This window comes from Pseudomonas sp. AMR01, assembly GCF_041946035.1.
In the GTDB taxonomy this organism is placed as follows: Bacteria; Pseudomonadota; Gammaproteobacteria; order Pseudomonadales; family Pseudomonadaceae; genus Aquipseudomonas; species Aquipseudomonas antarctica_B.
This window is the reverse complement of sequence record NZ_JAUTYR010000011.1, coordinates 23,408-49,173: the sequence shown is the minus strand read 5'-3', so window position 1 is coordinate 49,173 and position 25,766 is coordinate 23,408. Positions and strand designations below refer to the sequence as shown.

The 25,766-nt window shown below is 57.2% G+C and carries 26 protein-coding genes and 1 pseudogene; 11 read left to right on the top strand and 16 right to left on the bottom strand.

All coding sequences use genetic code 11. The annotated features are described in order from the left end of the window. Nucleotides 1-124: 124 nt before the first annotated feature. Nucleotides 125-1,588, top strand: a complete 1,464-nt coding sequence (locus tag Q7C20_RS12620; RefSeq protein WP_375067737.1) for a glyceraldehyde-3-phosphate dehydrogenase — start codon at nucleotides 125-127, stop codon at nucleotides 1,586-1,588. Nucleotides 1,589-1,763: 175 nt separating this feature from the next. On the opposite strand, the gene Q7C20_RS12615 is transcribed toward Q7C20_RS12620, so the two are convergent. Together Q7C20_RS12615 and Q7C20_RS12610 are read right to left on the bottom strand one after the other, a co-directional pair. Beyond that, nucleotides 1,764-3,062: an MFS transporter gene (locus Q7C20_RS12615; protein WP_375067735.1), complete on the bottom strand. Its 1,299-nt coding sequence runs from the start codon at nucleotides 3,060-3,062 to the stop codon at nucleotides 1,764-1,766. 256 nt (nucleotides 3,063-3,318) lie between these two features. Beyond that, nucleotides 3,319-3,861, bottom strand: coding sequence for a chalcone isomerase family protein (locus Q7C20_RS12610; RefSeq protein WP_375067733.1), 543 nt, complete (start codon nucleotides 3,859-3,861; stop codon nucleotides 3,319-3,321). 237 nt (nucleotides 3,862-4,098) lie between these two features. Here Q7C20_RS12610 and sthA point away from each other — a divergent pair, with 237 nt between their 5' ends. After that, complete coding sequence (sthA, locus tag Q7C20_RS12605; protein WP_003189670.1) at nucleotides 4,099-5,493, top strand: Si-specific NAD(P)(+) transhydrogenase; 1,395 nt, start codon at nucleotides 4,099-4,101, stop codon at nucleotides 5,491-5,493. A 42-nt stretch (nucleotides 5,494-5,535) separates the two neighbouring features. Here sthA and Q7C20_RS12600 read toward each other — a convergent pair whose 3' ends face one another. Together Q7C20_RS12600 and Q7C20_RS12595 are read right to left on the bottom strand one after the other, a co-directional pair. After that, nucleotides 5,536-6,258: a glycerophosphodiester phosphodiesterase gene (locus Q7C20_RS12600; RefSeq protein WP_375067730.1), complete on the bottom strand. Its 723-nt coding sequence runs from the start codon at nucleotides 6,256-6,258 to the stop codon at nucleotides 5,536-5,538. 43 nt (nucleotides 6,259-6,301) lie between these two features. Continuing rightward, nucleotides 6,302-6,886, bottom strand: a complete 585-nt coding sequence (locus Q7C20_RS12595) for a PilZ domain-containing protein (protein WP_375067729.1) — start codon at nucleotides 6,884-6,886, stop codon at nucleotides 6,302-6,304. A 94-nt stretch (nucleotides 6,887-6,980) separates the two neighbouring features. Between Q7C20_RS12595 and Q7C20_RS12590 the strand changes: the two genes are divergently transcribed. The 3 genes from Q7C20_RS12590 to Q7C20_RS12580 all read left to right on the top strand — a co-directional run bounded on the left by Q7C20_RS12590 (nucleotide 6,981) and on the right by Q7C20_RS12580 (nucleotide 10,228). Beyond that, a complete protein-coding gene (locus tag Q7C20_RS12590; RefSeq protein ID WP_348061766.1) occupies nucleotides 6,981-8,231 on the top strand; it encodes a lipoprotein-releasing ABC transporter permease subunit in 1,251 nt (416 codons plus the stop codon). Nucleotides 8,232-8,238: 7 nt separating this feature from the next. Further along, entirely contained in the window at nucleotides 8,239-8,922 is a 684-nt protein-coding gene (gene lolD, locus Q7C20_RS12585; RefSeq protein WP_017477213.1) for a lipoprotein-releasing ABC transporter ATP-binding protein LolD, read from the top strand. Nucleotides 8,923-8,983: 61 nt separating this feature from the next. Beyond that, the gene (locus Q7C20_RS12580; protein ID WP_375067727.1) at nucleotides 8,984-10,228 is read left to right on the top strand and encodes a lipoprotein-releasing ABC transporter permease subunit; all 1,245 of its coding nucleotides are present in this window, start codon (nucleotides 8,984-8,986) and stop codon (nucleotides 10,226-10,228) included. 115 nt (nucleotides 10,229-10,343) lie between these two features. On the opposite strand, the gene Q7C20_RS12575 is transcribed toward Q7C20_RS12580, so the two are convergent. Both Q7C20_RS12575 and Q7C20_RS12570 read right to left on the bottom strand, forming a co-directional pair. Then, nucleotides 10,344-11,690: a heavy metal sensor histidine kinase gene (locus Q7C20_RS12575; protein ID WP_375067725.1), complete on the bottom strand. Its 1,347-nt coding sequence runs from the start codon at nucleotides 11,688-11,690 to the stop codon at nucleotides 10,344-10,346. Then, nucleotides 11,687-12,367, bottom strand: a complete 681-nt coding sequence (locus tag Q7C20_RS12570) for a heavy metal response regulator transcription factor (protein WP_375067723.1) — start codon at nucleotides 12,365-12,367, stop codon at nucleotides 11,687-11,689. Before Q7C20_RS12570 ends, Q7C20_RS12575 begins: the two co-directional genes overlap by 4 nt. Before the next feature lie 156 nt (nucleotides 12,368-12,523). Between Q7C20_RS12570 and Q7C20_RS12565 the strand changes: the two genes are divergently transcribed. Next, nucleotides 12,524-13,036 carry a plastocyanin/azurin family copper-binding protein gene (locus Q7C20_RS12565; RefSeq protein ID WP_375067721.1) on the top strand — a complete coding sequence of 171 codons (513 nt, stop codon included), beginning with the start codon at nucleotides 12,524-12,526 and terminating at the stop codon, nucleotides 13,034-13,036. A 69-nt stretch (nucleotides 13,037-13,105) separates the two neighbouring features. Next, nucleotides 13,106-13,936, top strand: a complete 831-nt coding sequence (gene queF / locus Q7C20_RS12560) for an NADPH-dependent 7-cyano-7-deazaguanine reductase QueF (RefSeq protein ID WP_348062589.1) — start codon at nucleotides 13,106-13,108, stop codon at nucleotides 13,934-13,936. A gap of 165 nt (nucleotides 13,937-14,101) precedes the next feature. Here queF and Q7C20_RS12555 read toward each other — a convergent pair whose 3' ends face one another. Both Q7C20_RS12555 and Q7C20_RS12550 read right to left on the bottom strand, forming a co-directional pair. Further along, a complete protein-coding gene (locus Q7C20_RS12555) occupies nucleotides 14,102-14,368 on the bottom strand; it encodes a DUF4404 family protein (RefSeq protein WP_348062587.1) in 267 nt (88 codons plus the stop codon). A 110-nt stretch (nucleotides 14,369-14,478) separates the two neighbouring features. Further along, nucleotides 14,479-15,087 (bottom strand): HAD family phosphatase, encoded by a 609-nt coding sequence (locus Q7C20_RS12550; RefSeq protein WP_348062588.1) that lies wholly within the window; start codon nucleotides 15,085-15,087, stop codon nucleotides 14,479-14,481. Nucleotides 15,088-15,283: 196 nt separating this feature from the next. On the opposite strand from Q7C20_RS12550, the gene Q7C20_RS12545 reads away from it, so the two are divergent. Continuing rightward, entirely contained in the window at nucleotides 15,284-15,973 is a 690-nt protein-coding gene (locus tag Q7C20_RS12545; protein ID WP_375067719.1) for a VacJ family lipoprotein, read from the top strand. 63 nt (nucleotides 15,974-16,036) lie between these two features. Here the strand turns inward: Q7C20_RS12545 and Q7C20_RS12540 are convergent, their stop codons facing one another. After that, nucleotides 16,037-16,333, bottom strand: coding sequence for a PilZ domain-containing protein (locus Q7C20_RS12540; RefSeq protein WP_375067717.1), 297 nt, complete (start codon nucleotides 16,331-16,333; stop codon nucleotides 16,037-16,039). Between the two features lie 276 nt (nucleotides 16,334-16,609). Here Q7C20_RS12540 and rssB point away from each other — a divergent pair, with 276 nt between their 5' ends. Continuing rightward, on the top strand, nucleotides 16,610-17,791 hold the full coding sequence (gene rssB, locus Q7C20_RS12535) for a two-component system response regulator RssB (protein WP_348060792.1): 1,182 nt from the start codon (nucleotides 16,610-16,612) through the stop codon (nucleotides 17,789-17,791). Continuing rightward, nucleotides 17,791-18,273, top strand: a complete 483-nt coding sequence (gene rssC / locus Q7C20_RS12530) for an anti-sigma factor antagonist RssC (RefSeq protein WP_003172602.1) — start codon at nucleotides 17,791-17,793, stop codon at nucleotides 18,271-18,273. Before rssB ends, rssC begins: the two co-directional genes overlap by 1 nt. Before the next feature lie 199 nt (nucleotides 18,274-18,472). Here the strand turns inward: rssC and tal are convergent, their stop codons facing one another. Beyond that, a complete protein-coding gene (gene tal / locus Q7C20_RS12525; RefSeq protein ID WP_375067713.1) occupies nucleotides 18,473-19,399 on the bottom strand; it encodes a transaldolase in 927 nt (308 codons plus the stop codon). A 394-nt stretch (nucleotides 19,400-19,793) separates the two neighbouring features. After that, nucleotides 19,794-20,789, bottom strand: coding sequence for a tRNA dihydrouridine(20/20a) synthase DusA (gene dusA, locus Q7C20_RS12520; RefSeq protein WP_375067711.1), 996 nt, complete (start codon nucleotides 20,787-20,789; stop codon nucleotides 19,794-19,796). Nucleotides 20,790-21,008: 219 nt separating this feature from the next. Here dusA and Q7C20_RS12515 point away from each other — a divergent pair. Next, nucleotides 21,009-21,182 (top strand): annotated as a pseudogene (locus Q7C20_RS12515) (DUF4113 domain-containing protein); the annotation flags it as partial. 18 nt (nucleotides 21,183-21,200) lie between these two features. Here Q7C20_RS12515 and Q7C20_RS12510 read toward each other — a convergent pair. The 5 genes from Q7C20_RS12510 to Q7C20_RS12490 form a co-directional block, all read right to left on the bottom strand. Beyond that, nucleotides 21,201-22,001, bottom strand: a complete 801-nt coding sequence (locus Q7C20_RS12510) for a DUF6602 domain-containing protein (protein ID WP_348060788.1) — start codon at nucleotides 21,999-22,001, stop codon at nucleotides 21,201-21,203. A gap of 58 nt (nucleotides 22,002-22,059) precedes the next feature. Then, complete coding sequence (locus tag Q7C20_RS12505; RefSeq protein ID WP_348060787.1) at nucleotides 22,060-22,869, bottom strand: DUF6602 domain-containing protein; 810 nt, start codon at nucleotides 22,867-22,869, stop codon at nucleotides 22,060-22,062. 905 nt (nucleotides 22,870-23,774) lie between these two features. Beyond that, nucleotides 23,775-24,224, bottom strand: coding sequence for a hypothetical protein (locus tag Q7C20_RS12500; protein ID WP_375067708.1), 450 nt, complete (start codon nucleotides 24,222-24,224; stop codon nucleotides 23,775-23,777). A gap of 91 nt (nucleotides 24,225-24,315) precedes the next feature. Next, entirely contained in the window at nucleotides 24,316-24,816 is a 501-nt protein-coding gene (locus Q7C20_RS12495; RefSeq protein ID WP_348060785.1) for a hypothetical protein, read from the bottom strand. 541 nt (nucleotides 24,817-25,357) lie between these two features. Then, a complete protein-coding gene (locus Q7C20_RS12490) occupies nucleotides 25,358-25,600 on the bottom strand; it encodes a CopG family transcriptional regulator (protein ID WP_348060798.1) in 243 nt (80 codons plus the stop codon). Between the last annotated feature and the right edge of the window lie 166 nt (nucleotides 25,601-25,766).

The following is a 25,766-nucleotide window of genomic DNA, read 5'->3' as shown; positions in this document are numbered from 1 at the left end:
ACCCGCGTATTTACTGGGCTGCAGCGGGGTACGGTTTTTTCGCAAGCGGTTTTTGTTGCGGGTCGCGCATTGCTCAGAGGGCGGTCGGGCGGCATAATGTAGCCCCTTTTTTCTGCCCCTACATATGTGGAAGGTTACCGTGACTCAGAAGCCCGACCAGTGTCTTGGTGAATGGATCGACCGTGAAGCGCTCGCTGAAGCGATGATTCCGCTTATCGGTCAGCTGTACCGCAATAACAATGTGGTGAGCTCGATCTATGGCCGCAGCCTGATCAACCAGTCTGTCATCGCGATTCTCAAAGCCCACCGCTTTGCGCGTCACCGTTCTGCCGACGACAGCGAACTCTCCGTCCACGAAACATTCCCACTGCTTAAAGCCATGAGCGAGCTCAAGCTCGGCGCGGCCTCGGTAGACCTGGGCAAACTGGCCTACAAATTCCGCAAGGAAGGGGCAGGCCGCAGCGCCGAACAGTTCGTGCGTGAAGAAATGGCCGATGTGGTTGGCCAGCAAAGCGCTGCTGCCCGCAAAGGCACCGACGTTGTGCTGTACGGCTTCGGTCGTATCGGCCGCCTGCTGGCGCGCATCCTCATCGAAAAAACCGGCGGCGGCGATGGCCTGCGCCTGCGTGCCATTGTTGTGCGCAAAGGCGCCGACAACGACCTGACCAAACGCGCGAGCCTCTTGCGTCGCGATTCGGTACACGGCCCGTTCAACGGCACGATCGTCATCGACGAAGAAAACAACACCATCACCGCCAACGGTAACCTGATCCAGGTGATCTACGCGAAGAACCCGGCTGAAGTGGACTACACCCAGTACGGCATCAAAGACGCACTGCTGGTGGACAACACCGGTGTGTGGCGCGACGCCGAAGGCCTGGGCCAACACCTGGCTTGCCCGGGTATCGACCGCGTTGTGCTGACCGCGCCTGGCAAGGGCAAGCTGAAGAACATCGTGCACGGCATCAACCACGGTGAAATCACCGCTGATGACAAGATCGTGTCCGCCGCTTCCTGCACCACCAACGCCATCGTGCCGGTGCTCAAGGCTGTGAACGACAAGTTCGGCATCGTTAACGGTCACGTGGAAACGGTTCACTCGTACACCAACGACCAGAACCTGATCGACAACTTCCACAAGGGCGATCGCCGTGGCCGTAGCGCCGCGTTGAACATGGTGATCACTGAGACCGGTGCTGCCACCGCTGCTGCCAAGGCCCTGCCTGAGCTGGCCGGCAAGCTGACCGGCAACGCGATCCGCGTTCCGACGCCGAACGTGTCGATGGCCATTCTCAACCTGAACCTTGAGAAAGCCGCTACCCGTGAAGAAATGAATGAGTACCTGCGCTACATGGCGCTGCACTCCGACCTGCACAAGCAGATCGACTTCGTTAACTCGCAGGAAGTGGTGTCCACCGACTTCGTGGGCTCGCGCCACGCCGGTGTGGTGGACGCTGAGGCGACCATCACTCAGGACAACCGCGTTGTACTGTACGTTTGGTACGACAACGAGTTCGGTTACAGCTGCCAGGTGGTTCGCGTGATGGAAGACATGGCCGGGGTTAACCCGCCTGCGTTTCCGCGCTAAGCCTTAGCGGTGAATGAAAAAGCCCCGACTGGTTCGGGGCTTTTTTGTGTCTGTGGGTTTTGGGGTGAAGGTGAGGGCCTCTTCGCGAGCAAGCCCGCTCGCACATTTTGACCGCGTTCTTCCTGAATAAACGCGGTCAAAATGTGGGAGCGGGCTTGCTCGCGAAAGCGTTCTATCAGGCGCCGCCAACCACCGAAGCCTGCGCCGTCCTCAGCTCATGCCGATTGCCTTTGAACAGCACCAGCGTCGCAATCAACCCCAACACCGCAGCGCCACTCAGCCAAATCCCCGGCGCCGCTTTATTACCCAACACATGAATCAAATAAGTACACGCCGCCGGGGTAAACCCGCCGAAGGTCGCCGTGGCCAAACTGTAGGCCAGCGAAAACCCGGTGGTCCGCACCTCAATCGGCATGATCTCGGTGAGCGCCACCACCATCGCCCCGTTGTACGAGCCGTACAGGAACGACAGCCACAACAGCACGATCAGCAGGTGACTGAAACTCGGGTTCGCCACCAACCACGACAGCGCTGGATACGCCGTCAGGATCGCCAGAATCGTCGCCGCCAGCAGCAGGGGTTTGCGTCCGATTCTGTCGGACACCGCGCCCATCACCGGCAGCCAGATAAAGTTGGAAATGCCCACGCACACCGTCACCAGCAATGCGTCGAAGTCGGACAAGTGCAGTTCCGCCTTGCCGAACGTCGGGGTGTAGGCGGTGATCAGGTAGAACGACACGGTGGTCATCACCACCAGCGCCATCCCGGCGATGACGATGCCGAAGTTCTGACCGATTGACCGGACGATTTCCTGCAGGGTAGGGCGGTGTTTGCGCGCCTGAAACTCAGGCGTTTCCTCCAGGGAGCGACGAATCACGAAGATCACCGGCACAATCAGGCAGCCGATCAGGAACGGTACGCGCCAGCCCCAGTCACCCATTTCTTCCGGGCTCAGCCAGTGGTTCAGGCCTACGCCGAGCAAACCGGCGAATACCACCGCCGCCTGCTGGCTTGCAGACTGCCAACTGACGAAAAAGCCCTTGCGGCCCGGCGTGGCGATTTCCGCCAGGTACACCGACACACCGCCCAGCTCGACGCCCGCCGAGAAACCTTGCAACAGGCGGCCAAACAGCACCAGCAACGGCGCCGCGACACCCAGCGTGGCGTAACCGGGCACGCAGGCGATCAGGACGGTACCGGCGGCCATCATGGCCAGGGTGATCACCAAACCTTTTTTACGGCCGTGGCGGTCGATATAGGCGCCGAGGAAAATCGCGCCCAGTGGCCGCATCAGAAAGCCCGCGCCGAAGGTGGCGAGAGAGAGCATCAGGGAGGCGAAGGCGCTGTCGGTGGGGAAGAAGGTTTTGGCGATGGCCGTGGCGTAAAAGCCGTAGACCATGAAGTCGAACATTTCGAGGAAGTTACCGCTGACAACGCGAAAAATCGCCTTGCCCTTGCCCGTTTCAGTGGACATGTCATGCACTCATCTTGGCTATTTTATTAGTAATCCCTGGTCTTCATTCGTCCTTGCTGCGGTTTTGTAACCATATGTGTATTAGCCACTACCGGCAACAGGAATCGATAGCTAGCTGACTAAATGCGCCTGAGTTGGGGACAATGGAGATCCAACGTGGGAGCGGGCTTGCTCGCGAATGCGGTGTATCAGTCACAACTAGTCTGACTGACACACCGCATTCGCGAGCAAGCCCGCTCCCACATGAGTGTTGTGTTTATTTCAGGAGGGTGTCGCGCAGGCTGTCCGACAGGCCTTTGGGTGCCAGCCAAATGCCGAGGTACACCCTCGCCAGCGCGTCGTTGCGACTGCTGAACACCACCTGGTCATTGATCTCCAGGTTCAATCCGCGGCCGGGGCGAAAGTCGAGGGCATAGCGGTCGCCGCTGCGGATGTTGCGAAAGCTGGCGTGCAATTGGTCCAGTTCGGGCTTCAAGCGGGCGAGGGTGGCAGCTGTTTGCTGGCGCTCGAGGGTGGTGGTGGCGGCCTTGATCACATCGCTACGGTCGATGTCGCGAAAGTAATACAGCGCCAAGCGCACGGCTTTTTGCTGGTCCCAGGCTTGTTTCGCCGGGATGGCCGCCGGCGCGTACAGCCCTGCCGCGTACACATCCGCCCAGAGGTAGACCAGCACCGTCTGGTTTTTCAGCGACAGTTCATGCAGTTGGGCGGGGAACGCCGCCTGCCGCAGACGATCGGCTTCACTGGCTTGCACCGCTACCGAAAAAATCAGCAATAAACACAAAACGACATGCCGCATGATGGCTCATCCTGCAAAAGGTGCGTGTCAGCCAGTGTAATGCCAGTTTCCGGTTTCTGTAGTAAAGGCAAGACTGGCCTACGACGCGACCAAGGGTTAATGTGCGCGGGCTTGAGCCTTCTATAGACTGTGCCCCGGTTCACACACTTGAGCCAAAAATTTCCTTCATGCCCGCTGGCCGCGGCATGATTTAGCCAGGCGTCCAACCGTACGCCTGGCCTGTTCTGAGGAGTACGCATGGCTGTCTACAACTACGACGTGGTAGTACTGGGTTCCGGCCCGGCTGGAGAAGGTGCGGCGATGAACGCTGCCAAAGCGGGGCGCAAGGTGGCGATGGTCGATAGCCGTCGCCAGGTCGGCGGTAACTGCACCCACCTGGGTACCATCCCGTCCAAGGCCTTGCGTCACTCGGTGCGCCAGATCATGCAGTTCAACACCAACCCGATGTTTCGGGCCATTGGTGAGCCGCGCTGGTTCTCGTTCCCGGACGTGTTGAAAAGCGCCGAAAAAGTCATTTCCAAACAAGTCGCTTCGCGTACCGGCTACTACGCCCGTAACCGCGTCGACCTGTTCTTCGGCACCGGCAGCTTTGCCGACGAGCAAACCGTCGAAGTGGTGTGCGCCAACGGCGTGGTCGAAAAGCTGGTGGCCAAGCACATCATCATCGCCACCGGTTCGCGCCCGTATCGCCCGGCCGATATCGATTTCCACCACCCGCGCATCTACGATAGCGACACCATCCTGAGCCTGGGCCACACCCCGCGCAAGCTGATCATCTATGGCGCCGGCGTGATCGGCTGTGAATACGCCTCGATCTTCAGCGGCCTGGGTGTATTGGTCGAGCTGGTGGACAACCGCGACCAGTTGCTGAGCTTCCTCGACTCGGAAATCTCCCAGGCGTTGAGCTACCACTTCAGCAACAACAACATCACCGTGCGCCACAACGAAGAGTACGAGCGGGTCGAAGGCCTGGACAACGGGGTGATCCTGCACCTCAAGTCCGGCAAGAAGATCAAGGCCGACGCCTTGCTGTGGTGCAACGGCCGTACCGGCAACACCGACAAGCTGGGCATGGAAAACATCGGGGTCAAGGTCAACAGCCGTGGCCAGATCGAAGTCGACGAGAACTACCGCACCTGCGTGCCGAACATCTACGGCGCCGGCGACGTGATCGGCTGGCCGAGCCTGGCGAGCGCCGCGCACGACCAGGGCCGTTCGGCGGCTGGCAGCATCGTCGACAATGGCAGCTGGCGGTATGTGAACGACGTGCCGACCGGGATCTACACGATTCCCGAGATCAGCTCGATCGGCAAGAACGAGCACGAACTGACCAAGGCCAAAGTACCTTACGAAGTCGGCAAGGCGTTCTTCAAGAGCATGGCGCGTGCGCAGATCGCCGGTGAGCCGCAGGGCATGCTGAAGATTCTGTTCCACCGTGAAACCCTGGAAGTCCTCGGCGTGCATTGCTTCGGCTACCAGGCCTCGGAGATCGTGCACATCGGCCAGGCGATCATGAACCAGCCGGGCGAGCAAAATACCCTCAAGTATTTTGTGAACACCACGTTCAACTACCCGACCATGGCTGAAGCCTATCGGGTAGCGGCCTACGACGGCCTCAACCGGCTTTTTTGAGCGGCTCCGGCCGGTGGCCTGAGCCGGCCGGGGAGACCGATTTCAGTAATTCTCGAGGGTGGCAGTGGCCAAACCGGGAAAGTCTGTAATCAGGCTATCTACGCCGAAGTCGGCGAGCCTGCGCATGAGCGCAGGTTCGTTGACCGTCCACACCGACACGTGCAAACCCTGGCGCTGGGCTTTTTCCAGCCGCTCGGGGGTGCACAACGTCCAGTTCAACGCCAGGTACTCACAACCGTAGTTTTGCGCGACCTTCAGCGGGTCGAGCCAGGCATATTCGGCCACCAACCCGCGCGACAAGTCCGGGGTGAGGTCAATCGCAGCTTTCAGCACTTCCCGCGAACTTGAGGTGACGGTGACCTTGTCCATCAGGCCATGGCGCACGGCCATCTCGCGAATCGCCAGCACGGTGGTTGCAGCGCGGGTGCGCGAAGCGCTTTTGACTTCAAGCTGCCAGTGATCGAAATCGCACTGCTCGAACAGCTCTTCCAGGCGCGGAATCGGGCAAGGCTTGACCCAGCCCGGGCCACCTTTGCGCGCATCCATTTTCACCAGGTCCGCCGCCGAGTACTCGACCACCTTGCCGCGCCGGTCGGCGGTGCGCTTGAGCGTCGGGTCGTGAATGACCATCAGCTCGCCGTCCATGGACAGGTGCAAGTCCAGTTCGCAACGGCGCACGCCGTGCTTGAGGCACTCCTGAAAGCTGGTCAGGGTGTTTTCCGGTGCTTCGCCTTTGGCACCGCGGTGGCCGTAAATCAGGGTCACAGTTGCTCCTTTGCGCCAGGTGGTCTGGCGGGATAATACGAATTCAGGTGTCTTGGGCGTCGCTTTGTTCGCGTGCCAGGCGTCGTTCCTGGGCTTGTTTTTGCAGGATATAGCGGGCCAGCAGTTGGCGTTGAGCATCGGTCATGGACTCGAACTCGGTGCTGACTTCAAAGCCGTCGCCCTTGGGCTCACAGTGAGTCACCCGCGCGCGCAGCAGCAGGCCGAGCGCTTGGGGCATCAGCACCAGCTTGACCGCCAGGTGCGTGTCGAGGGCCAACGGGGCAGGGTGCTGGAAGTCGATACCGCCCTCGGAGATGATCACCGGCTGCGGTTCGCCGACTTCGCCCAACAGCCCGCGCGCCATGACCTGGCTGAGCAGGTCGATACGTTTGTTCTGGACTTTGAGGAAGGCCGCCAGGCTGCGATCTTTCTCGCTGATCTGGCGCAACAGGTGCTGGGCTTCGAATTCGCTGAGGTGCAATTCACTGAGCAGATTGAACAGCGGGGAATCATCCAGCAACACTTCCTTGCTCGCTGCGTCGGGCGCGCAAAGGCTGCTGATTTGGAGTGCGATCATGTCGTCGATACGGTAGTATTCGCGGCGCTCTTCTTCATCTAATGTCGACATGGCGAACCCCAGGTAACGGTAATGGTCAGAGTGTAAAGCTGCTTACCAGACCCCGCCACCGGGACGTCTTCTTTTCCTCCGAACAAGCCCCGACATGTTCAGACCTCTCTTCGTATTTATCGGCACGCGTTATACCCGTGCAAAGCGCCGCAATCATTTTGTGTCGTTCATTTCCCTGACCTCGATGATCGGGCTCGCCTTGGGCGTGGTCGTGATGATCGTGGTGCTGTCGGTGATGAACGGCTTCGATCATGAGATGCGCACCCGCGTGCTGGGCATGGTGCCCCACGCGACCATTGAGGGCGATGCGCCGATCAATGACTGGCAAAGCCTGGCCGACAAGGTCAAGCAGAACCCCAAGGTGGTGGCCGTCGCGCCCTTTACCCAGATGCAGGGCCTGCTGACCAATGACGGCAAGGTGCAGAAAATCCTCCTCAACGGCATCGACCCGGGCCAGGAACGTAACGTGTCGATCATCGACAAGTTCATGTTGCAGGGCAAACTCGATGACCTGGCGCCCGGCAGCTTTGGCATCGTCATCGGCGACAAGGCGGCGGCCAAACTCGGCGTGAACGTCGGCGACAAGCTGACCTTCGTCGCGCCGGAAGTCACCGTCACCCCGGCCGGCATGTTCCCGCGCATGAAGCGCTTCACCGTGGTCGGCACCTTCCACGTGGGCGCTGGCGAAATCGACGGCTACCTCGGCCTGACCAACCTCACTGATCTCGCGCGCCTGCATCGCTGGAAACCGGATCAGGTGCAGGGCCTGCGCCTCAAGTTCAACGACCTGTTCGACGCCCCGCGTGCCTCGTGGGAAATCGCCCAGCATCTTGGCGAATCCCAGTATTACGCCCGCGACTGGACCCGTACCCACGGCAACCTCTACCAGGCCATCCGCATGGAAAAAGCCATGATCGGCCTGCTGTTGCTGCTGATCGTTGCCGTGGCGGCGTTCAACATCATCTCCACGCTGGTGATGGTGGTGAACGACAAGAAGGGCGACATTGCCATCCTGCGCACCCTTGGCGCCACGCCGGGGCAGATCATGGCGATCTTCATGGTGCAGGGCACCGTGATCGGCGTGGTCGGCACCCTGATCGGCACCGCCGTCGGCATCCTGGCCGCGCTGAACGTCAGCGCCGCCATCGCCGCGCTGGAAAAAGTCATCGGCCACAAGTTTCTCAACGCTGACGTCTACTTCATCGACTACTTGCCGTCCCAGGTTCAGGCCCAGGACGTGTTGATGGTAGGCGGCGCCGCGTTGGTCCTGAGTTTCCTTGCCACCCTGTATCCAGCCTGGCGCGCGGCACGTACCCAGCCAGCACAGGCCTTACGTTATGAGTGAATCGGGCATGAGTGAAAAAGCAATCCTGAGCTGCCGCAACCTGGGCAAATCCTACGAGGAAGGCCCGGAATCGGTGGTCGTGCTGTCAAACCTGCAGCTTGAACTTCATCCGGGCGAGCGCGTGGCGATTGTCGGCAGTTCCGGTTCCGGCAAAAGTACCTTGCTGAACCTGTTGGGCGGCCTTGATACGCCGTCCCAAGGCAGCGTCTGGCTGGCTGGCGAAGAACTGTCGGCCCTCGGTGAAAAGGCCCGTGGTCAACTGCGCAACCGTTCACTCGGTTTCGTGTACCAGTTTCACCACCTGCTGCCGGAATTCACCGCGCTGGAAAACGTGTGCATGCCGCTGCTGATCGGCAAGACTGCGATTCCGGAAGCCCGCCAGCGCGCCAAAGCCCTGCTGGAGCGCGTTGGCCTCGGTCATCGCCTGGAACACAAACCGGCTGAACTGTCCGGCGGCGAACGCCAGCGTGTGGCCATCGCCCGCGCCCTGGTCAACAACCCAGGGCTGGTGATGCTCGACGAGCCGACCGGCAACCTCGACTCCCACACCGCCCAGGGCATCAAGGACTTGATGCTGGAACTGAGCACCCAGATGCGCACCGCGTTCCTGGTGGTGACCCATGACATGAGCATGGCCCGCCAGATGGACCGCGTGTTGCACCTGCAGGAAGGTCATCTGGTCGCCATCTGACCCGTTTCAAGCCCGGTACGGTAGTGCCGGGCTTTTTCATTTTTTCAGGCGGTGCAAGCGAATGTTCAGACCGTTATCGATTTTCATCGGCACGCGCTATACCCGCGCCAAGCGCCGTAACCGTTTTGTTTCGTTTATCTCGATGACCTCGATGATCGGCCTCGCCCTCGGCGTGCTGGCGATGATCGTGGTGCTGTCGGTGATGAACGGCTTCCAGCGCGAAATGAGCTCGCGCATCCTCGGCATGGTGCCCCACGCGACCATCGTCGGCGTGAACCCTATCGACAATTGGCAGCCCGTGGCCGACGCCGCGATGAAGAACCCGGAAGTCACCGCCGCCGTGCCGTTCACACAGATGGACGGCATGTTCTCCTACAAAGGCGCAATGCAGCCCATCGAGATCAGCGGCGTCGACCCGGCCCAGGAAGGCAAGGTGTCGATCGTGGCCCAGCACATCGTGCGCGGCAAACTCGATGACCTCAAACCCGGCGAGTTCGGCGTGGTAGTCGGCGACATCACCGCGCGGCGCTTTCGCCTGAACGTGGGCGACAAACTCACCTTGATCGTGCCCGAAGTCAGCAGCGCGCCCGGTGGCATCACCCCGCGCATGCAGCGTTTGAACGTGGTCGGTATTTTCAAGGTCGGCGCCGAACTGGATGGCTCCATGGCCCTGATCCACATGGCCGACGCCGCCGAAATTCAGCATTGGCAACCGAACCAGGTACAAAGCGTGCGCCTGGCGGTGAAAGACCTGTACGCAGCGCCGAAGGTGTCAGCGGACATCGCCGCCAGCCTCGGCGCAGCCTACAAGCCTGACGACTGGACTCACACTCAGGGCAGCCTGTTCAGCGCGATGAAAATGGAAAAAACCATGATCGGGCTGCTGTTGCTGATGATTGTTGCTGTGGCCGCGTTCAACATCATCGCCACACTGATCATGGTGGTGAACGACAAGGGCGCGGACATCGCGATTTTGCGCACCATCGGCGCCACGCCCCGGCAGATCATGGCGATCTTCATGGTGCAGGGCACGGTGATCGGTATCGTCGGCACCCTGATCGGCGGCGTGCTCGGCGTGATTGCGGCGCTGAACGTGAGTGAACTGGTGGGCTGGCTGGAGCGGGTGACCGGGCAGCATATCTTCAGTTCGGACGTGTATTTCGTCAGCAACCTGCCTTCGCAATTGCAGGGCGGTGACGTGGTGCTGATTTGCACGGCGGGGTTTGTGTTGAGCTTTTTGGCGACGCTGTACCCGGCGTATCGGGCGGCGAAGATTGAGCCGGCGCATGCGCTGAGGTATTCGTAGCATTTAAGATCGCCTTCGCGAGCAAGCCCGCTCCCACATTCGACCGCATTTCAAAGGATCTAAGCGGTTAAATGTGGGAGCGGGCTTGCTCGCGAAGGGGCCGGCCCAGCTTGCATCAAACTCCCTTCGGCAGCTCAATCACAAACCGCGTCCACCCCACCCCCGACTCACAAAAAATCCTCCCCCCGTGAGCACGCACAATCGACTGGGTAATCGCCAACCCCAGCCCCGCATGCTCGCTGCTCCCTTCGTGGCGCGCCGGGTCCGCCCGGTAAAAACGGTCAAACAACCTCGGCAGTAACTCCGCTGAAATACCGTCCCCGGTGTTCTCAACCGTAAGCCTCACTCCGTCTTCGATCCGCACCCGCACTTCGCCGCCCACCGGGGTAAAGCGCAGCGCGTTATCCAGCAGGTTCGACAGCGCCCGGCGTAACATCCCGCGATCACCCATCGTCTGCGCCGTCCCCTCGCGAATCAGGCTGACCTGCGCGTCTTCCGCCAGCAGCGCAAAGAACTCCAGCAACGCATCCACGTCATCCTCCAGCGCCAACGGTTCGCGCTTGGGCATCAGCAAGCCGTGATCCGCCTTGGCCAGGTACAACATGTCATTCACCAATTGCGCCATCCATTGCAGCTCTTCCAGGTTGCTGTGCAACGCCTCGCGGTAATCCTCCAGCGGGCGCGGCTGGGTGAGGATGACTTGGGTGTGGGTCAGCAGGTTCGACAGCGGCGTGCGCAGTTCGTGGGCGATGTCGGCAGAGAACGCCGAGAGGCGCTGAAAGGCGTCGTCCAGGCGACTCAACATGGCGTTGAAGGCCTGGGCCAGTTCGGCCAGCTCCACCGGCATTTGCTGCTGGGGCAGGCGTTGCGTCAGCGAATGAGCCGACACACCGGCCGCCACTTCACCCATGCGCCGCAACGGCTGCAGCCCGCTGCGCGCGGCCCAGGCACCGAGTAACGCAGTCGCCAGCGCCGAGAGGCCGACGGTCAGCCAGATCAAATGCTGCATACGCTGCAGGAAGTGCTGGTGATGGGTGATGTCGAGCATCAGGCTCAGTTGCGGCGAATTCGGCTGGCCTGGCTGCAACGGCACGTTATACACACGGTATTCGGTGCCGGCGTTTTGCAGGCTGTGCAAGCCGGGCGCCTCGGGCAAGGTGACGCCGGGCGCCGCGTCATACCAGCGTTGACCGGCGGCGGTGATACGCAAGGCCAAGTCAGGCTGGCGATTGAGCTCGGCACGCAGTTGCGCTTCACGCTGGGCGAACAGCTGCGGCGTGTCGACACCCTGCAATGTACTGCGCAGCGCGATCAATTTGCCGTCGAGCAACTGCTGGTCCAGCTCGACAAAATGCGCCTCGCTGGCGTGGTTGAACAACACCCCGGCGATCAGCGACACCACGGCGGTGCAGGCGGCAAACAGCAGCGCCAGACGGCTGGCCAGTGACAGGCGCTTGATCAATTGAAGCGCTCCTCCAGCACGTAACCCATGCCGCGTACGGTGTGGATCAGTTTGTTAGCGTAGTTGTCGTCGACTTTCAGGCGCAGGCGGCGGATCGCCACTTCGATGATGTTGGTGTCGCTGTCGAAATTCACGTCCCACACCTGGGAGGCGATCAGCGACTTGGGCAGCACCTCGCCCTGGCGGCGCAGCAGCAGTTCCAGCAGGGAGAACTCCTTGGCGGTGAGGTCGATGCGCTGGCCGTCCCGTTCGACGCGGCGGCGGATAAGGTCCATGCGCAGGTCGGCCAGTTGCAGCGCAGTTTCCTGCGGCGCGCTGCTGCCACGGCGCAACAGGCTGCGCACCCGCGCCAGCAGTTCAGAGAAGGCGAACGGTTTGACCAGATAATCGTCGGCGCCCAGTTCCAGGCCGTGCACGCGGTCTTCCACCGCGTCGCGGGCGGTGAGGAACAGCACCGGGATGTCCAGGCCGGCGCCTCGTACCGCTTGCAGGATTTGCCAGCCATCGCGACCCGGCAGCATCACGTCGAGGATCAGCAAGTCGTAATCGCCCGTCAACGCGAGGTGCTGGCCCGTGCTGCCGTCGGCCACCAACTCAGTGGTAAAGCCAGCCTCGGCCAGGCCCTGGCGCAGGTAGTGGCCGGTTTTGGGTTGGTCTTCGACGATCAGCAATTTCATGGGCGGCTCTTGGCAACAGGTGACGAGGGGCTTTATACCGTGGGTATCGGCGGCAGGGCGCAAGCTGACAAAGTTGTAATCTAGCAGTCAGCTCGCTGGCAGCCGCGCAATCTTAGAGTGCTGCCAGAATTGATCCCACATTTTTGGAGAATAGAGATGGCGTTGCGTAAACCCCTGTTGCTGGCGGTGTGCCTGCTGGCGTTGAGTTTCGATGCAGTGGCGGACGCAGCGCACACTTACGCGTTCGGTCAGCCCGCACCGGCGAGCAAAGCCACGCGCACCGTGCAAGTGACGCTGCAGGACATTTCCTTTTCGCCCAAGTCCCTGGACGTCAAAGCCGGTGAGACCGTGCGCTTTGTGCTGGTGAACAAGGGCCAGTTGCTCCACGAATTCAACCTGGGCGATGCGGCGATGCACGCCGAACACCAGAAGGAAATGTTACAGATGCAGGCCAGCGGCATGCTCACCGCGACCGGCATGGGCCAGATGGACCACGCCGCCATGGGCCATGGCGCGATGAAACACGATGACCCCAACAGCGTATTGGTGGAGCCCGGCAAAACCGCCGAGCTGACCTGGACGTTTACCAAAGCCACCGGCCTGGAGTTTGCCTGCAACATTCCCGGGCATTATCAGGCGGGCATGGTCGGCAAGCTCAATGTCGATTGATCCGGCGGCGCTTAGGCGCGGGGGCAAAGGCTGGTAGACTGGCGCGGTTTATTTAGCCAGGTTTCCGCCATGCATCCCGCAGCCGAACATTCGCCGCTGGGCAAGTCCAGTGAATACATCTCCACTTACACCCCGTCGTTGTTGTTCCCGATCCCTCGCGCCGCCAAGTGGGCCGAACTCGGCCTGAGCGCCGAGAGCCTGCCTTACAAAGGTGTGGATTTCTGGAACTGCTTCGAGCTGTCCTGGCTGCTGCCATCGGGCAAGCCGGTGGTGGCCATCGGTGAATTCAGCATTCCGGCCGACTCGCCGAACATCATCGAGTCCAAGTCGTTCAAGCTGTACCTCAACTCGCTGAACCAGACCGCGTTTGCCGACGTCCAGAGCCTGGAAGCGACCCTGCGCACCGACCTCAGCGCCGCCGCCGGCAAGCCGGTGACCGTGCGTATTCGCAGCCTCGCCGAGATTGAGGCTGACGGCGTGATGGCATTGCCGGGTGTGTGCATTGATGACCTGGACATCAGCGTCAGCAACTACGAGCACCCGCGCCCGGAATTGCTGCGTTGCGATGAGTCGCGCAGTGTGGAGGAGAGCGTGCACAGCCACCTGCTCAAATCCAATTGCCCGGTCACCAGCCAGCCGGATTGGGGCAGCGTGGTGGTTGAGTACCATGGTCACGCGCTGGATCACGCCAGCTTGCTGGAATACATCGTGAGCTTTCGCCAGCATTCGGACTTTCATGAGCAATGTGTGGAGCGCATCTTCCTGGACTTGCAGCGCCTGCTGAAGCCGGAGAAATTGACCGTGTATGCGCGGTATGTGCGGCGCGGCGGGCTGGATATCAACCCGTATCGCAGTACTGAGGATGTGGCGTTTCAGAACGTGCGTCTGGCCCGGCAGTAGCCTTCACACAAATCAAATGTGGGAGCTGGTCTATGTGGGAGCTGGCTTGCCTGCGATGCAGACACCTCGGTTTTTCAGTTGCGCTGAGGTGATGCTATCGCAGGCAAGCCAGCTCCCACATAGACCAGCTCCCACATTGGTTTTTGTGATTGGCTTGGGCTCGGGTTAGATCCCGATATTGCCCAAGGTGATCATGATATTGCGCAACGTCCCGGAAATGACCGGGTGCTCATCGTCGAACTCAATGGCTGCTTTATTCACATCGTCAGAGATGCTGGGCGTTTGAGTGGCTGGCTCAAGTTCAAGTTGCAGTTCAAACTTGGCAATCAAGGCTTCCAGCGCTACACGTTTTTCTTCCGAAAGCGGCGGTTCCTGTTGCAACTGCCCGCGCAGAATCTCGACCTGTTCTTCCAGTTTTTTGCGATCAGGCATAGCGTTCTTCCTTTTATCGATAGGCACTGGCATAGACCACGGCACGCCGCGAAAGGTCTACGGGCTGGCTTGTAGATTAATCTACCGGCGCGCTCAGTGCTTGATCTCTATCAGGGCTTCTCGCCTTTGAGCTGGCGCAGGCTGATGTCCGCCAGGCACGTGCCCAGCTCGCCAAGGTGGTCGATCACCGAATGCACCCCCAGCCCATACAGCGCAACCGTGGCTTTACCGCGCTTGTATTCGCGTTGTTGTTCGGTCAGCGCCTGCCATGGCTCGGGTGCCAGGCCGCACAGCGAACCGCAGGAGGCCAGGCCGATGGTCCACATCCCGGCGTTCAGGCCGGCTTGCAGTAAACGCGGCTCGCCGCTTACCAGTACGCAGCCTTCCAGGCGTTCGATGTTCAATTCCATCAGGGCTTGCCAGCAGGCATGCGGCGCCGGCCAGCGGATGGAGGAGGGTGAGGCCGCCTTGACCCAGTCCGGCAGCACAGCTGCGAGCGGGGTAGTGATTGAGGCGGGGAGTTCATCCAGCCAGGCGCAGGGCACGCCCTGATCCTTGAGGCTGCGCAGAATATTCAGCGCGCCCGGTGTGGGCTGGGCGTCGGGGGAGGGCGAATCGGTGCGCGCCAGGGAACCAAAATCCACCAGGCAGCCACTAAGGCCAAATAGCACGGCAGTCAAGGCGGGTGCGCTGGCTACGGCAGTTTCGGCGTTAGGCATCTCGACATCCCTGAAATAGCTCTGACGCTATCCGGCGGGTATGACAAGCAGATGACACTTGCACTTAATTGTAGGAATTTTGTGCTTTTGACGCCTGACCTTTCCTTGCTGCTGCCTAATTTGATACTTCCGTCATATACTCTCGTTCTAATTCAGGGCATAGCGCCCATGACAGACCATTCAAGGAGCAAAAGCTATGCGCTGGAGCCACTATTTCGCTCAGCTATCTGTGTGTGCCACCGTCCTCATGGCGCCGTTCGCCGTTCAGGCAGCGTCGCAAGACGATCCATGGGAAAGCGTCAACCGCCCGATCTTCACCTTCAACGACACCGTTGACACCTACGCCCTCAAGCCGTTGGCCCAAGGCTACCAGTTCGTCACCCCGCAATTCATGCAGGACGGCGTGCACAACTTCTTCCGCAACATCGGCGACGTCGGCAACTTTGCCAACGACGTGTTGCAGCTCAAGCCACACGCGGCCGGTGTCGACACCGCGCGTTTACTGGTAAACACCACGCTTGGTGTGCTCGGCTTTGTTGATGTCGGCACCAAAATGGGCCTGCAGCGCAACGATGAAGACTTCGGTCAGACCCTCGGCCACTGGGGCGTGGACAGCGGTCCTTACGTGATGCTGCCGCTGCTCGGCCCAAGCACCCTGCGTGATGCACCGTCCAAATACGTCGACAGCTACACCCAACCGTACCGCTACATGAACGATATCGGCTGGCGTAACAGCACCTTCGGCCTGAACATTGTCGATACCCGTGCCAGCCTGCTCGACAGCGAGAAGCTGATCACCGGCGACAAATACACCTTTATCCGTAATGCCTACCTGCAAAACCGTGAGTTCAAGGTTAAAGACGGCAAGGTTGTAGACGACTTTTAAGTCGTGACGTTTTGAAATGAAAAAAGGCGACCTCAGGGTCGCCTTTTTTATACGTGCGATTTTTTAGTGCATTTTCAAGATCTTGAGGCCCAGGTGTTGGTCTTCTCCGCTGGCCTTAACCCACACCACTTCGGTGTCCGCCTCCAGGCCCTTGAGTGCAGCGTGGTCGGAGTCGATACGCACCGTCAGTTTATCGCCCACCTGAAATTGGCGTGGGGCCTGTACTTGCATGCCGGTGCTGGAAAGGTCCACGCAAACCCCCGCAATCTCTTGCCCTGCGTGGATCAGCGACACATCGGCATCAACCCGCATGCGGATGAAATCGCGTTTTTCGGCGTAGTCGCGCTCGTGTTCGCTCACAGGTTTTGTCCTCACTTTGCGTTGTGGTTGTGACTGTTCTTATAACTCCCGGTGATTTGCGGTGTAAAGACGCCCGGCGACCATCGGCATGAGCTTGAAACCCCTGACGGATGGGAGTACCGTCTGCGCCTTAGAAGGGCACCTCTGCTTTACCGTTGTGCGTGGTCAAAAAGCCCGTGCTTTGTAGGACAGAGAGGCTAGAAAGCGAATCCAGTACGTGAGTCCGGCCATTGCCGAGCCGCCTACGCCAACCTAATTCTGGCGCCGTTTGCCCACATGCAAAAAACCAGTGCCACGCTGCTGATAATCGATGACGACGAAGTAGTGCGCGCGAGCCTCGCGGCCTACTTGGAAGACAGTGGCTTCAGCGTCCTGCAGGCCAGCAATGGCCAACAGGGTCTCCAGGTATTCGAGCGCGACAAGCCCGACCTCGTGATCTGCGACCTGCGCATGCCCCAAATGGGCGGCCTTGAGCTGATTCGCCAGGTGACTGAGCTCGCCCCGCAGACGCCGGTGATTGTTGTGTCCGGTGCCGGCGTGATGAACGATGCCGTAGAGGCCCTGCGCCTGGGCGCCGCCGATTACCTGATCAAGCCTCTGGAAGACCTGGCAGTGCTGGAGCACTCCGTGCGCCGCGCGCTGGATCGTGCACGCCTGTTGAACGAGAACCAGCGTTACCGCGAAAAGCTCGAAACTGCCAACCGCGAACTCGAAGCCAGCCTCAACCTGCTCCAGGAAGACCAGAACGCCGGTCGCCAGGTGCAGATGAACATGCTGCCGGTGAGCCCATGGACCATCGACGAGTTCAAGTTCGCCCACCAGATCATCCCGTCGTTGTACCTGTCGGGTGATTTTGTCGATTATTTCCGTGTAGACGAGCGCCGTGTGGCGTTCTACCTGGCCGACGTTTCTGGCCATGGCGCGTCTTCTGCTTTTGTCACCGTGTTGTTGAAATTCATGACCACACGGCTGCTGTTTGAATCCAAGCGCAATGGCACCTTGCCGGAGTTCACCCCCTCCGAGGTGCTGGGCCACATCAACCGGGGCTTGATCAGCTGCAAGCTGGGCAAGCACGTGACGATGGTGGGCGGCGTGATTGATGAAGAAACCGGTCTTTTGACCTACAGCATCGGCGGTCACCTGCCGATGCCGGTTTTATACACTCCAGACAGTGTGCGCTACCTGGAAGGGCGTGGTTTGCCGGTGGGCTTGTTCAATGAGGCCACCTACGAAGACCACATTCTGGAATTGCCGCCGACGTTCAGCCTTACGCTGATGTCCGACGGTATCCTGGACCTTCTCACAGAGCCTACACTCAAAGAGAAAGAAGCTGCCTTGCCCCAAAAGGTCAAGTCAGCGGGCGGCAGCCTGGATGGCCTGCGGCAGGTTTTTGGATTGGCCACGCTAGGGGAGATGCCGGATGATATCGCCCTATTGGTGTTGAGCAGGAATCTTTGATGAGTACCGGAAGAATCCAGTTCGCCGAGCAAGACGGGACCTTCGTCCTGAAATTTGTCGGTGAAGTGCGCCTGACCTTGTGTTCAGCGCTGGATGCGACGATTGAGCGGATCTTCACAGCGCTGAACTTCTCGGCGATCGTGATCGATCTGACCGAAACCCGCAGCATCGACAGCACCACCCTTGGGCTGTTGGCCAAGTTGTCCATTCTGTCTCGGCAGAAGGTCGGCCTGTTGCCGACTGTCGTCACCACCCACGAAGACATCACCCGGCTGTTGCAGTCCATGGGTTTTGACCAGGTGTTCAACATCGTTGACCGCCCGATCCCCTGCCCGGAATGCCTGACCGACCTGCCGTCGCAAGACCAGTCTGAAGAAGTGGTACGGGTCAAGGTGCTGGAAGCGCACAAAATCCTGATGGGCCTGAACGAGTCCAACCGCGAAGCCTTCCACGACCTCGTGAACGCCCTCGAGCGCCACTGATCCCACGATTGGATTACATTCCAACTGTGGGAGCTGGCTTGCCTGCGATAGCGGTATGTCAGCCACCCATTCATGACTGACCCACCGCCATCGCAGGCAAGCCAGCTCCCACCTGTTGAACGGTGACTGGCTTTAAGATCAGCGGGCACAAAAAAGGGCGGCACCCGCAAGGGTGCCGCCCTTTTTGCCATCGCCTGCCTTACAACTTGGCAGTCAACAGCGCCTCCAGCTTCTCCTGGTCCCGAGCAAACTGACGAATACCTTCCGCCAGCTTCTCAGTCGCCATCGCATCCTCGTTGGACTCCCAACGGAACTGCGCTTCAGTCAAATGCACCCGCGCTTCACCGGCTTGCCCTGGCGCCAACTTGCGCTCCAGCTTGCCTTCATCTGCCGCCAGCTTCTCCAGCAGGTCCGGGCTGATGGTCAGACGGTCACAGCCGGCCAGCTCTTCAATCTGGCTCAGGTTACGGAAGCTCGCGCCCATTACTACGGTCTTGTAGCCATTGGCCTTGTAGTAGTTGTAGATGCGCGTCACCGACTGCACACCCGGATCATCGGAACCGGTGTAGTCGTTGCCATTGGCCTTCTTGTACCAGTCGTAGATACGGCCCACGAATGGCGAAATCAGGAACACACCCGCTTCAGCGCACGCCACAGCCTGGGCGAACGAGAACAGCAGCGTCAGGTTGGTCTGAATACCTTCTTTTTCCAGCTTCTCCGCCGCGCGGATACCTTCCCAGGTGGAGGCGATCTTGATCAGCACACGGTCGCGGCTTACGCCGGCTTTGTCGTACAGGTCGATCAGACGGTGCGCACGCTTGAGAATGGCGGCTTCATCGAACGACAGACGGGCATCCACCTCAGTGGAAATACGGCCCGGCACCACTTTGAGGATCTCCTGGCCGACGGCTACCGCAAAACGGTCGCTGGCCAGGCCCACGTCACCGTTGCAGTCCTTCACGCACTCATCCAGCAGCTTGGCATAGCCCGAAATCGACGCGGCCTTGAGAAGCAGGGAAGGGTTGGTGGTAGCGTCTTGCGGCTTGAGCTTGGCGAGGGTAGAAAAGTCGCCGGTATCGGCTACGACGGTGGTGAATTGCTTGAGTTGTTCCAGCTTGGAAGTCATGGGCGTGCTCTGTCCTATGGGTCTGATGACATTACCCGAGCGCCGACAGGCGCTCAAGGGCGCAAATGCGTTCGATCGTTTGCGAGGGCAACATCCTGAAAACAGCCGTTTGAAAGCCCGGCCTACCTGCTCAATAGGAGGCCAAATCAGCCAGCAGGTTCAACCCAACTGCCGCCCAGGCAACTCAATCCCCTGTGGGAGCTGGCTTGCCTGCGATAGCGCCACCACAGCCACTCAACAACCCACTGACACACATCACCCAAAAATATGGGAGCGGGCTTGCTCGCGAAAGCGGCCTATCAGCCCCTAAACAACCCAACTGACACCATCAAACCCTGCGCAACGAGCCGACACATCCATCAATCGTTCCCACGCGGAGCATCAGAACGATCAATCACCGACCTTCCAGCAAAGCCCCGGCCTGATCCAGCAACGCCAACGGATCACTCGCCTTATGAATATCCACCGACAACAACTGCCGAAACCTGCGCGCCCCCGGAAAACCCGTGCCCAACCCCAACACATGCCGCGTAATGTGGTGCATCGTCCCGCCGCTGGCCAAATGCTCAGCAATATAAGGCCGCAACTGCGCCAACGCCTCAGCCCGACTAATCACCGGCGCCTCACTGCCAAACAACCGCTGATCCACCTCCGCCAACACATACGGATTGTGATAAGCCTCCCGCCCCAGCATCACCCCATCAAACGTCTGCAAATGCGCCTCGCACTGCTCCAGCGTCTTGATCCCGCCGTTAAGCACAATCTCCAACTCAGGAAAATCCTGCTTCAACTGCGCCGCCACGTCATAGCGCAACGGCGGAATGTCCCGATTCTCCTTCGGCGACAACCCCTCCAGAATCGCAATGCGCGCATGCACCGTAAAACTGGTACACCCCGCATTCCTCACCGTCTCGACGAAATCACACAACTGGGCATAACTGTCCCGCCCATTGATCCCGATACGATGCTTCACCGTCACCGGAATCGATACCGCATCACGCATCGCCTTCACGCAATCCGCCACCAGCGCCGGGTGCGCCATCAAAATCGCGCCGATCATATTGTTCTGCACCCGATCGCTCGGGCAACCGACGTTCAGGTTCACTTCGTCATAACCCGCCGCCTCAGCCATGCGCGCACACGCGGCCAGGTCGGCAGGGACGCTGCCGCCCAGCTGCAACGCGAGCGGGTGCTCGGCTTCGCTGTGACGCAGGAAACGCTCGTGGTCGCCGTGCAGGATCGCACCGGTGGTGACCATTTCTGTGTAGAGCAGGGCGTGTTTGGAGAGCAAGCGCAGGAAGTAGCGGCAGTGGCGGTCAGTCCAATCCATCATCGGGGCGACGGAGAAGCGGCGGGAAAGAACTTGCGGTGAAGCGGTCGTCAGGGACATTGGGCAATCTGAATGGGTAGGGCAGAGGGTGTGAGTTTATCAGGAATCCAACGGTAGGATTCCCAGTCAGCCTCTGCGCCCTCTCTTCAGCCCGTCACAACTGTCCCATTATGAAAAATCTCGCGCCGGGCCCGGCGGCTGATGTTTTCATGTTTACTCAGGCTATACATCTCATGGTTTTAAATAAATCTGTCCCCTTTTTTTGTCCCCTTTTTTCTAGCGGAAGCGACTCGGGTGATGAAGGTGCTGGACCAGATCAATGGACGATGGGGCAGGGGTACGCTGCGCTCAGCCAGCGTGCCTGTGGATCCTGACTGGGAGATGCGTCGAAAGATGATGAGTCAGAGTTATACAACCAAACTTGATCAGCTTTGGGTGGTGCAATGCAGTTAGCGATGTACGCTGTGGGGATTACTCTTTCGTATCTGTACAGTTATCTTCTACAGTATCAGTGCTTTCAGGCGGGCTGGATAGTGGTTGGAGTAAGATGTCATCGATATTTATGTATACTCCTGGGCTGAATGGCCTAATCGAAGTTTCTTCTGAAGATAAGGTATTCATTAAGCCCGTTATGAACATACTGAATTCGAAAAAAGGCGGGTACCCGCGAGTCGTTTCGAGTCCACACCAACTTTTGGATGGGCCATGAAAGAACCAATATCCCTTTCCAAGCACACAAAGCACAGTGCATGGAGGATAGTCATCATCTGTGTGTTTTTGATAGCGTTCGATTTCGGAGCCGGCTATATCTGAATTGAAAGCTAAAAGAACCGTGGTCGGACGAGGGCCGCTGGTTATTGAGCCATTCTCTTCTTGTTTTGGGAAAGATGTAAGCATTGAGATGGATCTGAATTTTTTGTTGCTATCTCTTATCTCGTTGGCGTTGAGAGTTGTTTTTATTTCAAAGACATATCGTACGCATTCGATAGGGTACAGTCCAAGATCTCTGCCAACCAGTATCGGAGGCACAACTTTTTTATGATAAACTATCAAGTCAAGTTGGTCGGAGAGCTTTTGGAAAGAGTCAATAACTTTTCCGGTTCCACATTGATAGCTTTGTGTTAAGAACGGTTCAATACATTCTTTGACCGCAATCTCACGTATTTCTCCCGCTATACCATGGTGTCCTATACCTGATGCTAAGCTATCTGCGTTGCGTTTGGCTGCGGTGATTCGATTAGTAATATAGTCAAAATGCTTTGTGGTCTTCATCGATTGCTCCTTTTAAATATAATTATTTCCAAATGGCGGAGAGTTTATAATTTTTGCATTAGCGCAATAATTTGAATCCGTTTTGAGGGATGTTTGATAGGTATTTCTCTGCATTTATAGCGAAGCTAGCACTATGTATACATAGGTTGCTTAATAGGAAAAATAAATATAGGAGAGTGCCGCTCTCTGACTCAGCTAATACCCAGTTTGAATACGGGTTGGAGGCCCTAATGTCTGAAGGAGTCATTGAGTCGGGTATGTTGTCGAAGTGCAAAAAACCTTTTTTAAGGATAAATACTCCATCAATAGACGGAGAAGGAGTTTCATAGCGTTCTGGGAATTTAACTTGTGGAGAGGTTATCTTTAGCGACTCGTGTATGTTGTTTATCCAGTTGTATGCCGTTTCGACTCTTGCTGGTCCAGCATATGCAACGACAAAATTTACTATTGCGGGAAGTTCGTAACCTATCTGGATAAATTTAAATACATGAGGTTGTAGTTTTTTTGCGTTGCGTGCAGCTTTTATCGCTAGCTCAAGCCCTTGCTCATCAAGTGTGGATTTTACTTCTATCGTAGCTATAACGGATTCGACAAGGAATGCACTGATTCCTCCACCGAGATCTAGCTTTGGGAAGTTTTTCCGATAAATGACTATATCAAATTGGTTTCTAGGTCCATTTGGGATGGAGGAAGAGTCAATGATTTCCCCTGTTCCGATTGCGACTGTTGAGGGAAGATGGGCTTCAAGAAACTCTTTAATAAAAGCTTCGCGTGGGGTGCCTTTGTGCAAACTATGACCACTATTTGCACTTATTTTGGAGCTGGCTAGGATCCTTTCTTCGACTGCAGTCATGTGGCTGAATAGCATTCTCTGTCCTTCGAGTGGTTTGCCGGTACAGGCAGAATGTCATCACAGATGGTCTGAAGGAAAGAGAAAAACTCGCGAGGTGATGAGGTCGCCCATCTTTGATGAAAAAGGATGCGTTTTTGCGTGCGGTAGTATTAGGGGCGTCGCTGAAAATACAGCCTGTTCTCCATCACAGTTGATAGTGGGCAGGTTCGTGGCGGCCCGAAAAATTCCTGGGTGTGCTATGTGCCGATCAACTGCCCGTCATTATATTTATATTGCCCATCTTATCTGAAGCAACCGTGAGTCCGAGCGTTTCAACAGCAAGGCGGTAGAGAGATGATCGCTTAGAAGTTGCTACATGAACCATGCGTAAGAGCTTTTCGGCCATACAAAAAAGGGGGTTGGAGAAGCTCTACGTCAATCCATCATCTGGGCGACGGAGAAGCGGCGTGACGGGGAATACGGTGAAGCTATGACTGAGGGCATCGGGATCTGGGATGAGGAATACGAAGGGTTGTCAGTTTATCAGGAATGGGTCAGAGGGGGCCGGGTGTTGATTGTGCGATGCGAGCCCCTTAAATAAATCTGTCCCCTTTTCTCCCTTTTCTCCCTTCTTGTTTTCTTGACGGGCTCATCACTGCACTATGAGCGATATTTGTCCACAGATAGAATTATATAACCATCAAGATTTGACTCGATTCGGAACACCTTTTTTCCATGCATATCATCCATTACTAGATATCTGTCACCTATTCTAGCTACTAGCCTTAACGTTTGAGGCTTCCATTTATTGGTGCTCTGTATCACCAACGGGAATTTGTTTTCCGGGAATTCCAGTGCATTCATTGCGTCGAACTCTCCGAGTGTTCCGGCGGTTCCAAACAGAAAGGCGGTAGAGCCGATAATCCAACCTATACCCGATTTCAGATTTTTAGAGTTCCACGTCTGAATGCTAAGAATAACTCTGCGATGTATGCTCCATATATTATGAAAAAACTGTAAGCTGTTACTTTAATTATCAGGTGTGCGTAATTAAACTCCAAAATAAAGTTGCAAATTGTTAGGGTTATTGAAATAAATAATACGATGTATATTATTGCTTTTCTTATTTTTTCATAAATGCAACCATTGAGTAGGAGCTCTAAAGTTATAAATGCTGCTGTGAGAATAGGGAGTGTTATCTGTAAGGAGTAAAATATCACTTCTTGAAAAGTTAGTTGTGAAACAATCCATCCGCTTCCAAGGGTTCCGAAAAAAGATGAGGCGTATTTTTGACCTAGAATATAAAGAAGCGGTGCGATGATAGTTGTTTGTTGGCCTGTCGTTGTAAATGCACCGATGTCGTCCTTTTTTGGGCCTTCAGTTTCGCTCATGGATATGTCTCTTGATTTTATGTTCTTTTCATGCGTAGGCTAATCGTATTTTAATGCTTGCGATACTTTAGTGAGCCCGTCCTGTTTTGAATTATCTGATTTTCTTGAGCATTTCTCTAATGGGTACATGTTTAAGCATACCGTGCGAAATAGCCCGAAAGGCGAGTAAGAAAACACCGAATGAGAAAAGTATGAGCATTATTGGGATAACGAAGATCAATAATAGTTTAGATCCTGTTTGGTCGCTTCCCGTGTCGATTTTTAGCTGCAACATTATGGTGGCGATAATTGCACCGATAGCTAGCCCTGATGCAAAAAGAATGGTCGCTTGAAGCGTTCTTTCCGCAGCATATAGTGATCGGCGTTGGGCAGGACCAGAGGGGAGTGCTCGGGATCTGTTATAGAGTAATGCTGAAAAGCCAAACAAAATCGCTAAGATTGGAAAACACAAAGTTGCCAGATAGAAAAATTCTTTTTTCGCTAGGTAATGGTGCATCGTACTAAAAAAAATAGTTGAACCAAGCGAGAAAATTGTGAAGAAAAAAAGCCTCAAAATTAGCCTTTTTATTAGTTTTTCAATGCGATTTAACAAGTAGGTATTCCCGTTTTAATAATTTCATCCGAATTTATCATACTTCCTTGTAGGAGTTGCTAAAGCGTTACGCTACTAATTTGTCAGTGCTCTGTCCACCAACGCTCTCGGGCACTTTGAATCCCTGCTGCTAAACTACCTATGAATCGCTCGCGCTTGTTTGCTTGGGGGGCTTTGGATTGGAGCGACAGTCACTAGCGCGAGCTGACAATATCCTGTCGGTGGTACGAAATTGGTACGCGGAGGGGCTGATTGACTCTGTAAGGTACCGATTGCGTGGCCTGTAGAATTAACGGTTCCAATCCATCATCGGGGTGACGGAGAAGCGGCGGGAGAGTGTGGCGGTTTGTAGGGGGATGGGGGAATCATAGTTGGCGAGGCGAATGGGGCGCAGTTTATCAGGGGTGGATGTTGGGTGTGGGGAAGTGTCTTTCGTTCCGCTCACCACTTTGAGCGCGGACGTTACCGTGGATAGAGTACGCCGAGGGTTTGCAGACGATTAGTGTCAATAGATGATCAGATAAGGCCTTTTAGGAGTCCCTCAGCCAGCATTCTGGCTCCAGCGCTTAGCCCGTATCGTCGCCACTTGGCTCTCGGGGGCGAGTTTGCCTTGGTCGGCTTCCTTCACCGCCAGCTCGATTTGAGCAGTCAGCGTTTCTTCGTGCTCGGTATAGTCACGAAGAACGCCCGTCGCCAGGTAGGTCGTGGTTTGGCCTCTGGTTTTGGCCAAGTCGGTGAGAGGGTTGGACAGGTCTTCAGGCTGGTTCAGGGATATTTCAGCCATGGTGGCCTCGATCATGGGCGGTGATAGTGCACCTTACACCGTGGCGCGCGGGCTTGAATCAGCAGGTCGTCGAGTTATGGGGTTGAAACATGGTCGGTAATTCAAAAATTCGGACGACTCAGATTTCTCTCATCACCGGGTGGGGAGGACGGATATCGTGGTCTGA

Coding starts and splice junctions, on each gene's coding strand:
- Q7C20_RS12620 (WP_375067737.1), top strand. CDS start 125: ATGTGGAAGGTTACCGTGACTCAGAAGCCCGACCAGTGTCTTGGTGAA.
- Q7C20_RS12615 (WP_375067735.1), bottom strand. CDS start 3,062: ATGTCCACTGAAACGGGCAAGGGCAAGGCGATTTTTCGCGTTGTCAGC.
- Q7C20_RS12610 (WP_375067733.1), bottom strand. CDS start 3,861: ATGCGGCATGTCGTTTTGTGTTTATTGCTGATTTTTTCGGTAGCGGTG.
- sthA (WP_003189670.1), top strand. CDS start 4,099: ATGGCTGTCTACAACTACGACGTGGTAGTACTGGGTTCCGGCCCGGCT.
- Q7C20_RS12595 (WP_375067729.1), bottom strand. CDS start 6,886: ATGTCGACATTAGATGAAGAAGAGCGCCGCGAATACTACCGTATCGAC.
- Q7C20_RS12590 (WP_348061766.1), top strand. CDS start 6,981: ATGTTCAGACCTCTCTTCGTATTTATCGGCACGCGTTATACCCGTGCA.
- lolD (WP_017477213.1), top strand. CDS start 8,239: ATGAGTGAAAAAGCAATCCTGAGCTGCCGCAACCTGGGCAAATCCTAC.
- Q7C20_RS12580 (WP_375067727.1), top strand. CDS start 8,984: ATGTTCAGACCGTTATCGATTTTCATCGGCACGCGCTATACCCGCGCC.
- Q7C20_RS12570 (WP_375067723.1), bottom strand. CDS start 12,367: ATGAAATTGCTGATCGTCGAAGACCAACCCAAAACCGGCCACTACCTG.
- Q7C20_RS12565 (WP_375067721.1), top strand. CDS start 12,524: ATGGCGTTGCGTAAACCCCTGTTGCTGGCGGTGTGCCTGCTGGCGTTG.
- queF (WP_348062589.1), top strand. CDS start 13,106: ATGCATCCCGCAGCCGAACATTCGCCGCTGGGCAAGTCCAGTGAATAC.
- Q7C20_RS12555 (WP_348062587.1), bottom strand. CDS start 14,368: ATGCCTGATCGCAAAAAACTGGAAGAACAGGTCGAGATTCTGCGCGGG.
- Q7C20_RS12550 (WP_348062588.1), bottom strand. CDS start 15,087: ATGCCTAACGCCGAAACTGCCGTAGCCAGCGCACCCGCCTTGACTGCC.
- Q7C20_RS12545 (WP_375067719.1), top strand. CDS start 15,284: ATGCGCTGGAGCCACTATTTCGCTCAGCTATCTGTGTGTGCCACCGTC.
- rssB (WP_348060792.1), top strand. CDS start 16,610: ATGCAAAAAACCAGTGCCACGCTGCTGATAATCGATGACGACGAAGTA.
- rssC (WP_003172602.1), top strand. CDS start 17,791: ATGAGTACCGGAAGAATCCAGTTCGCCGAGCAAGACGGGACCTTCGTC.
- tal (WP_375067713.1), bottom strand. CDS start 19,399: ATGACTTCCAAGCTGGAACAACTCAAGCAATTCACCACCGTCGTAGCC.
- dusA (WP_375067711.1), bottom strand. CDS start 20,789: ATGTCCCTGACGACCGCTTCACCGCAAGTTCTTTCCCGCCGCTTCTCC.
- Q7C20_RS12510 (WP_348060788.1), bottom strand. CDS start 22,001: ATGAAGACCACAAAGCATTTTGACTATATTACTAATCGAATCACCGCA.
- Q7C20_RS12505 (WP_348060787.1), bottom strand. CDS start 22,869: ATGCTATTCAGCCACATGACTGCAGTCGAAGAAAGGATCCTAGCCAGC.
- Q7C20_RS12500 (WP_375067708.1), bottom strand. CDS start 24,224: ATGAGCGAAACTGAAGGCCCAAAAAAGGACGACATCGGTGCATTTACA.
- Q7C20_RS12490 (WP_348060798.1), bottom strand. CDS start 25,600: ATGGCTGAAATATCCCTGAACCAGCCTGAAGACCTGTCCAACCCTCTC.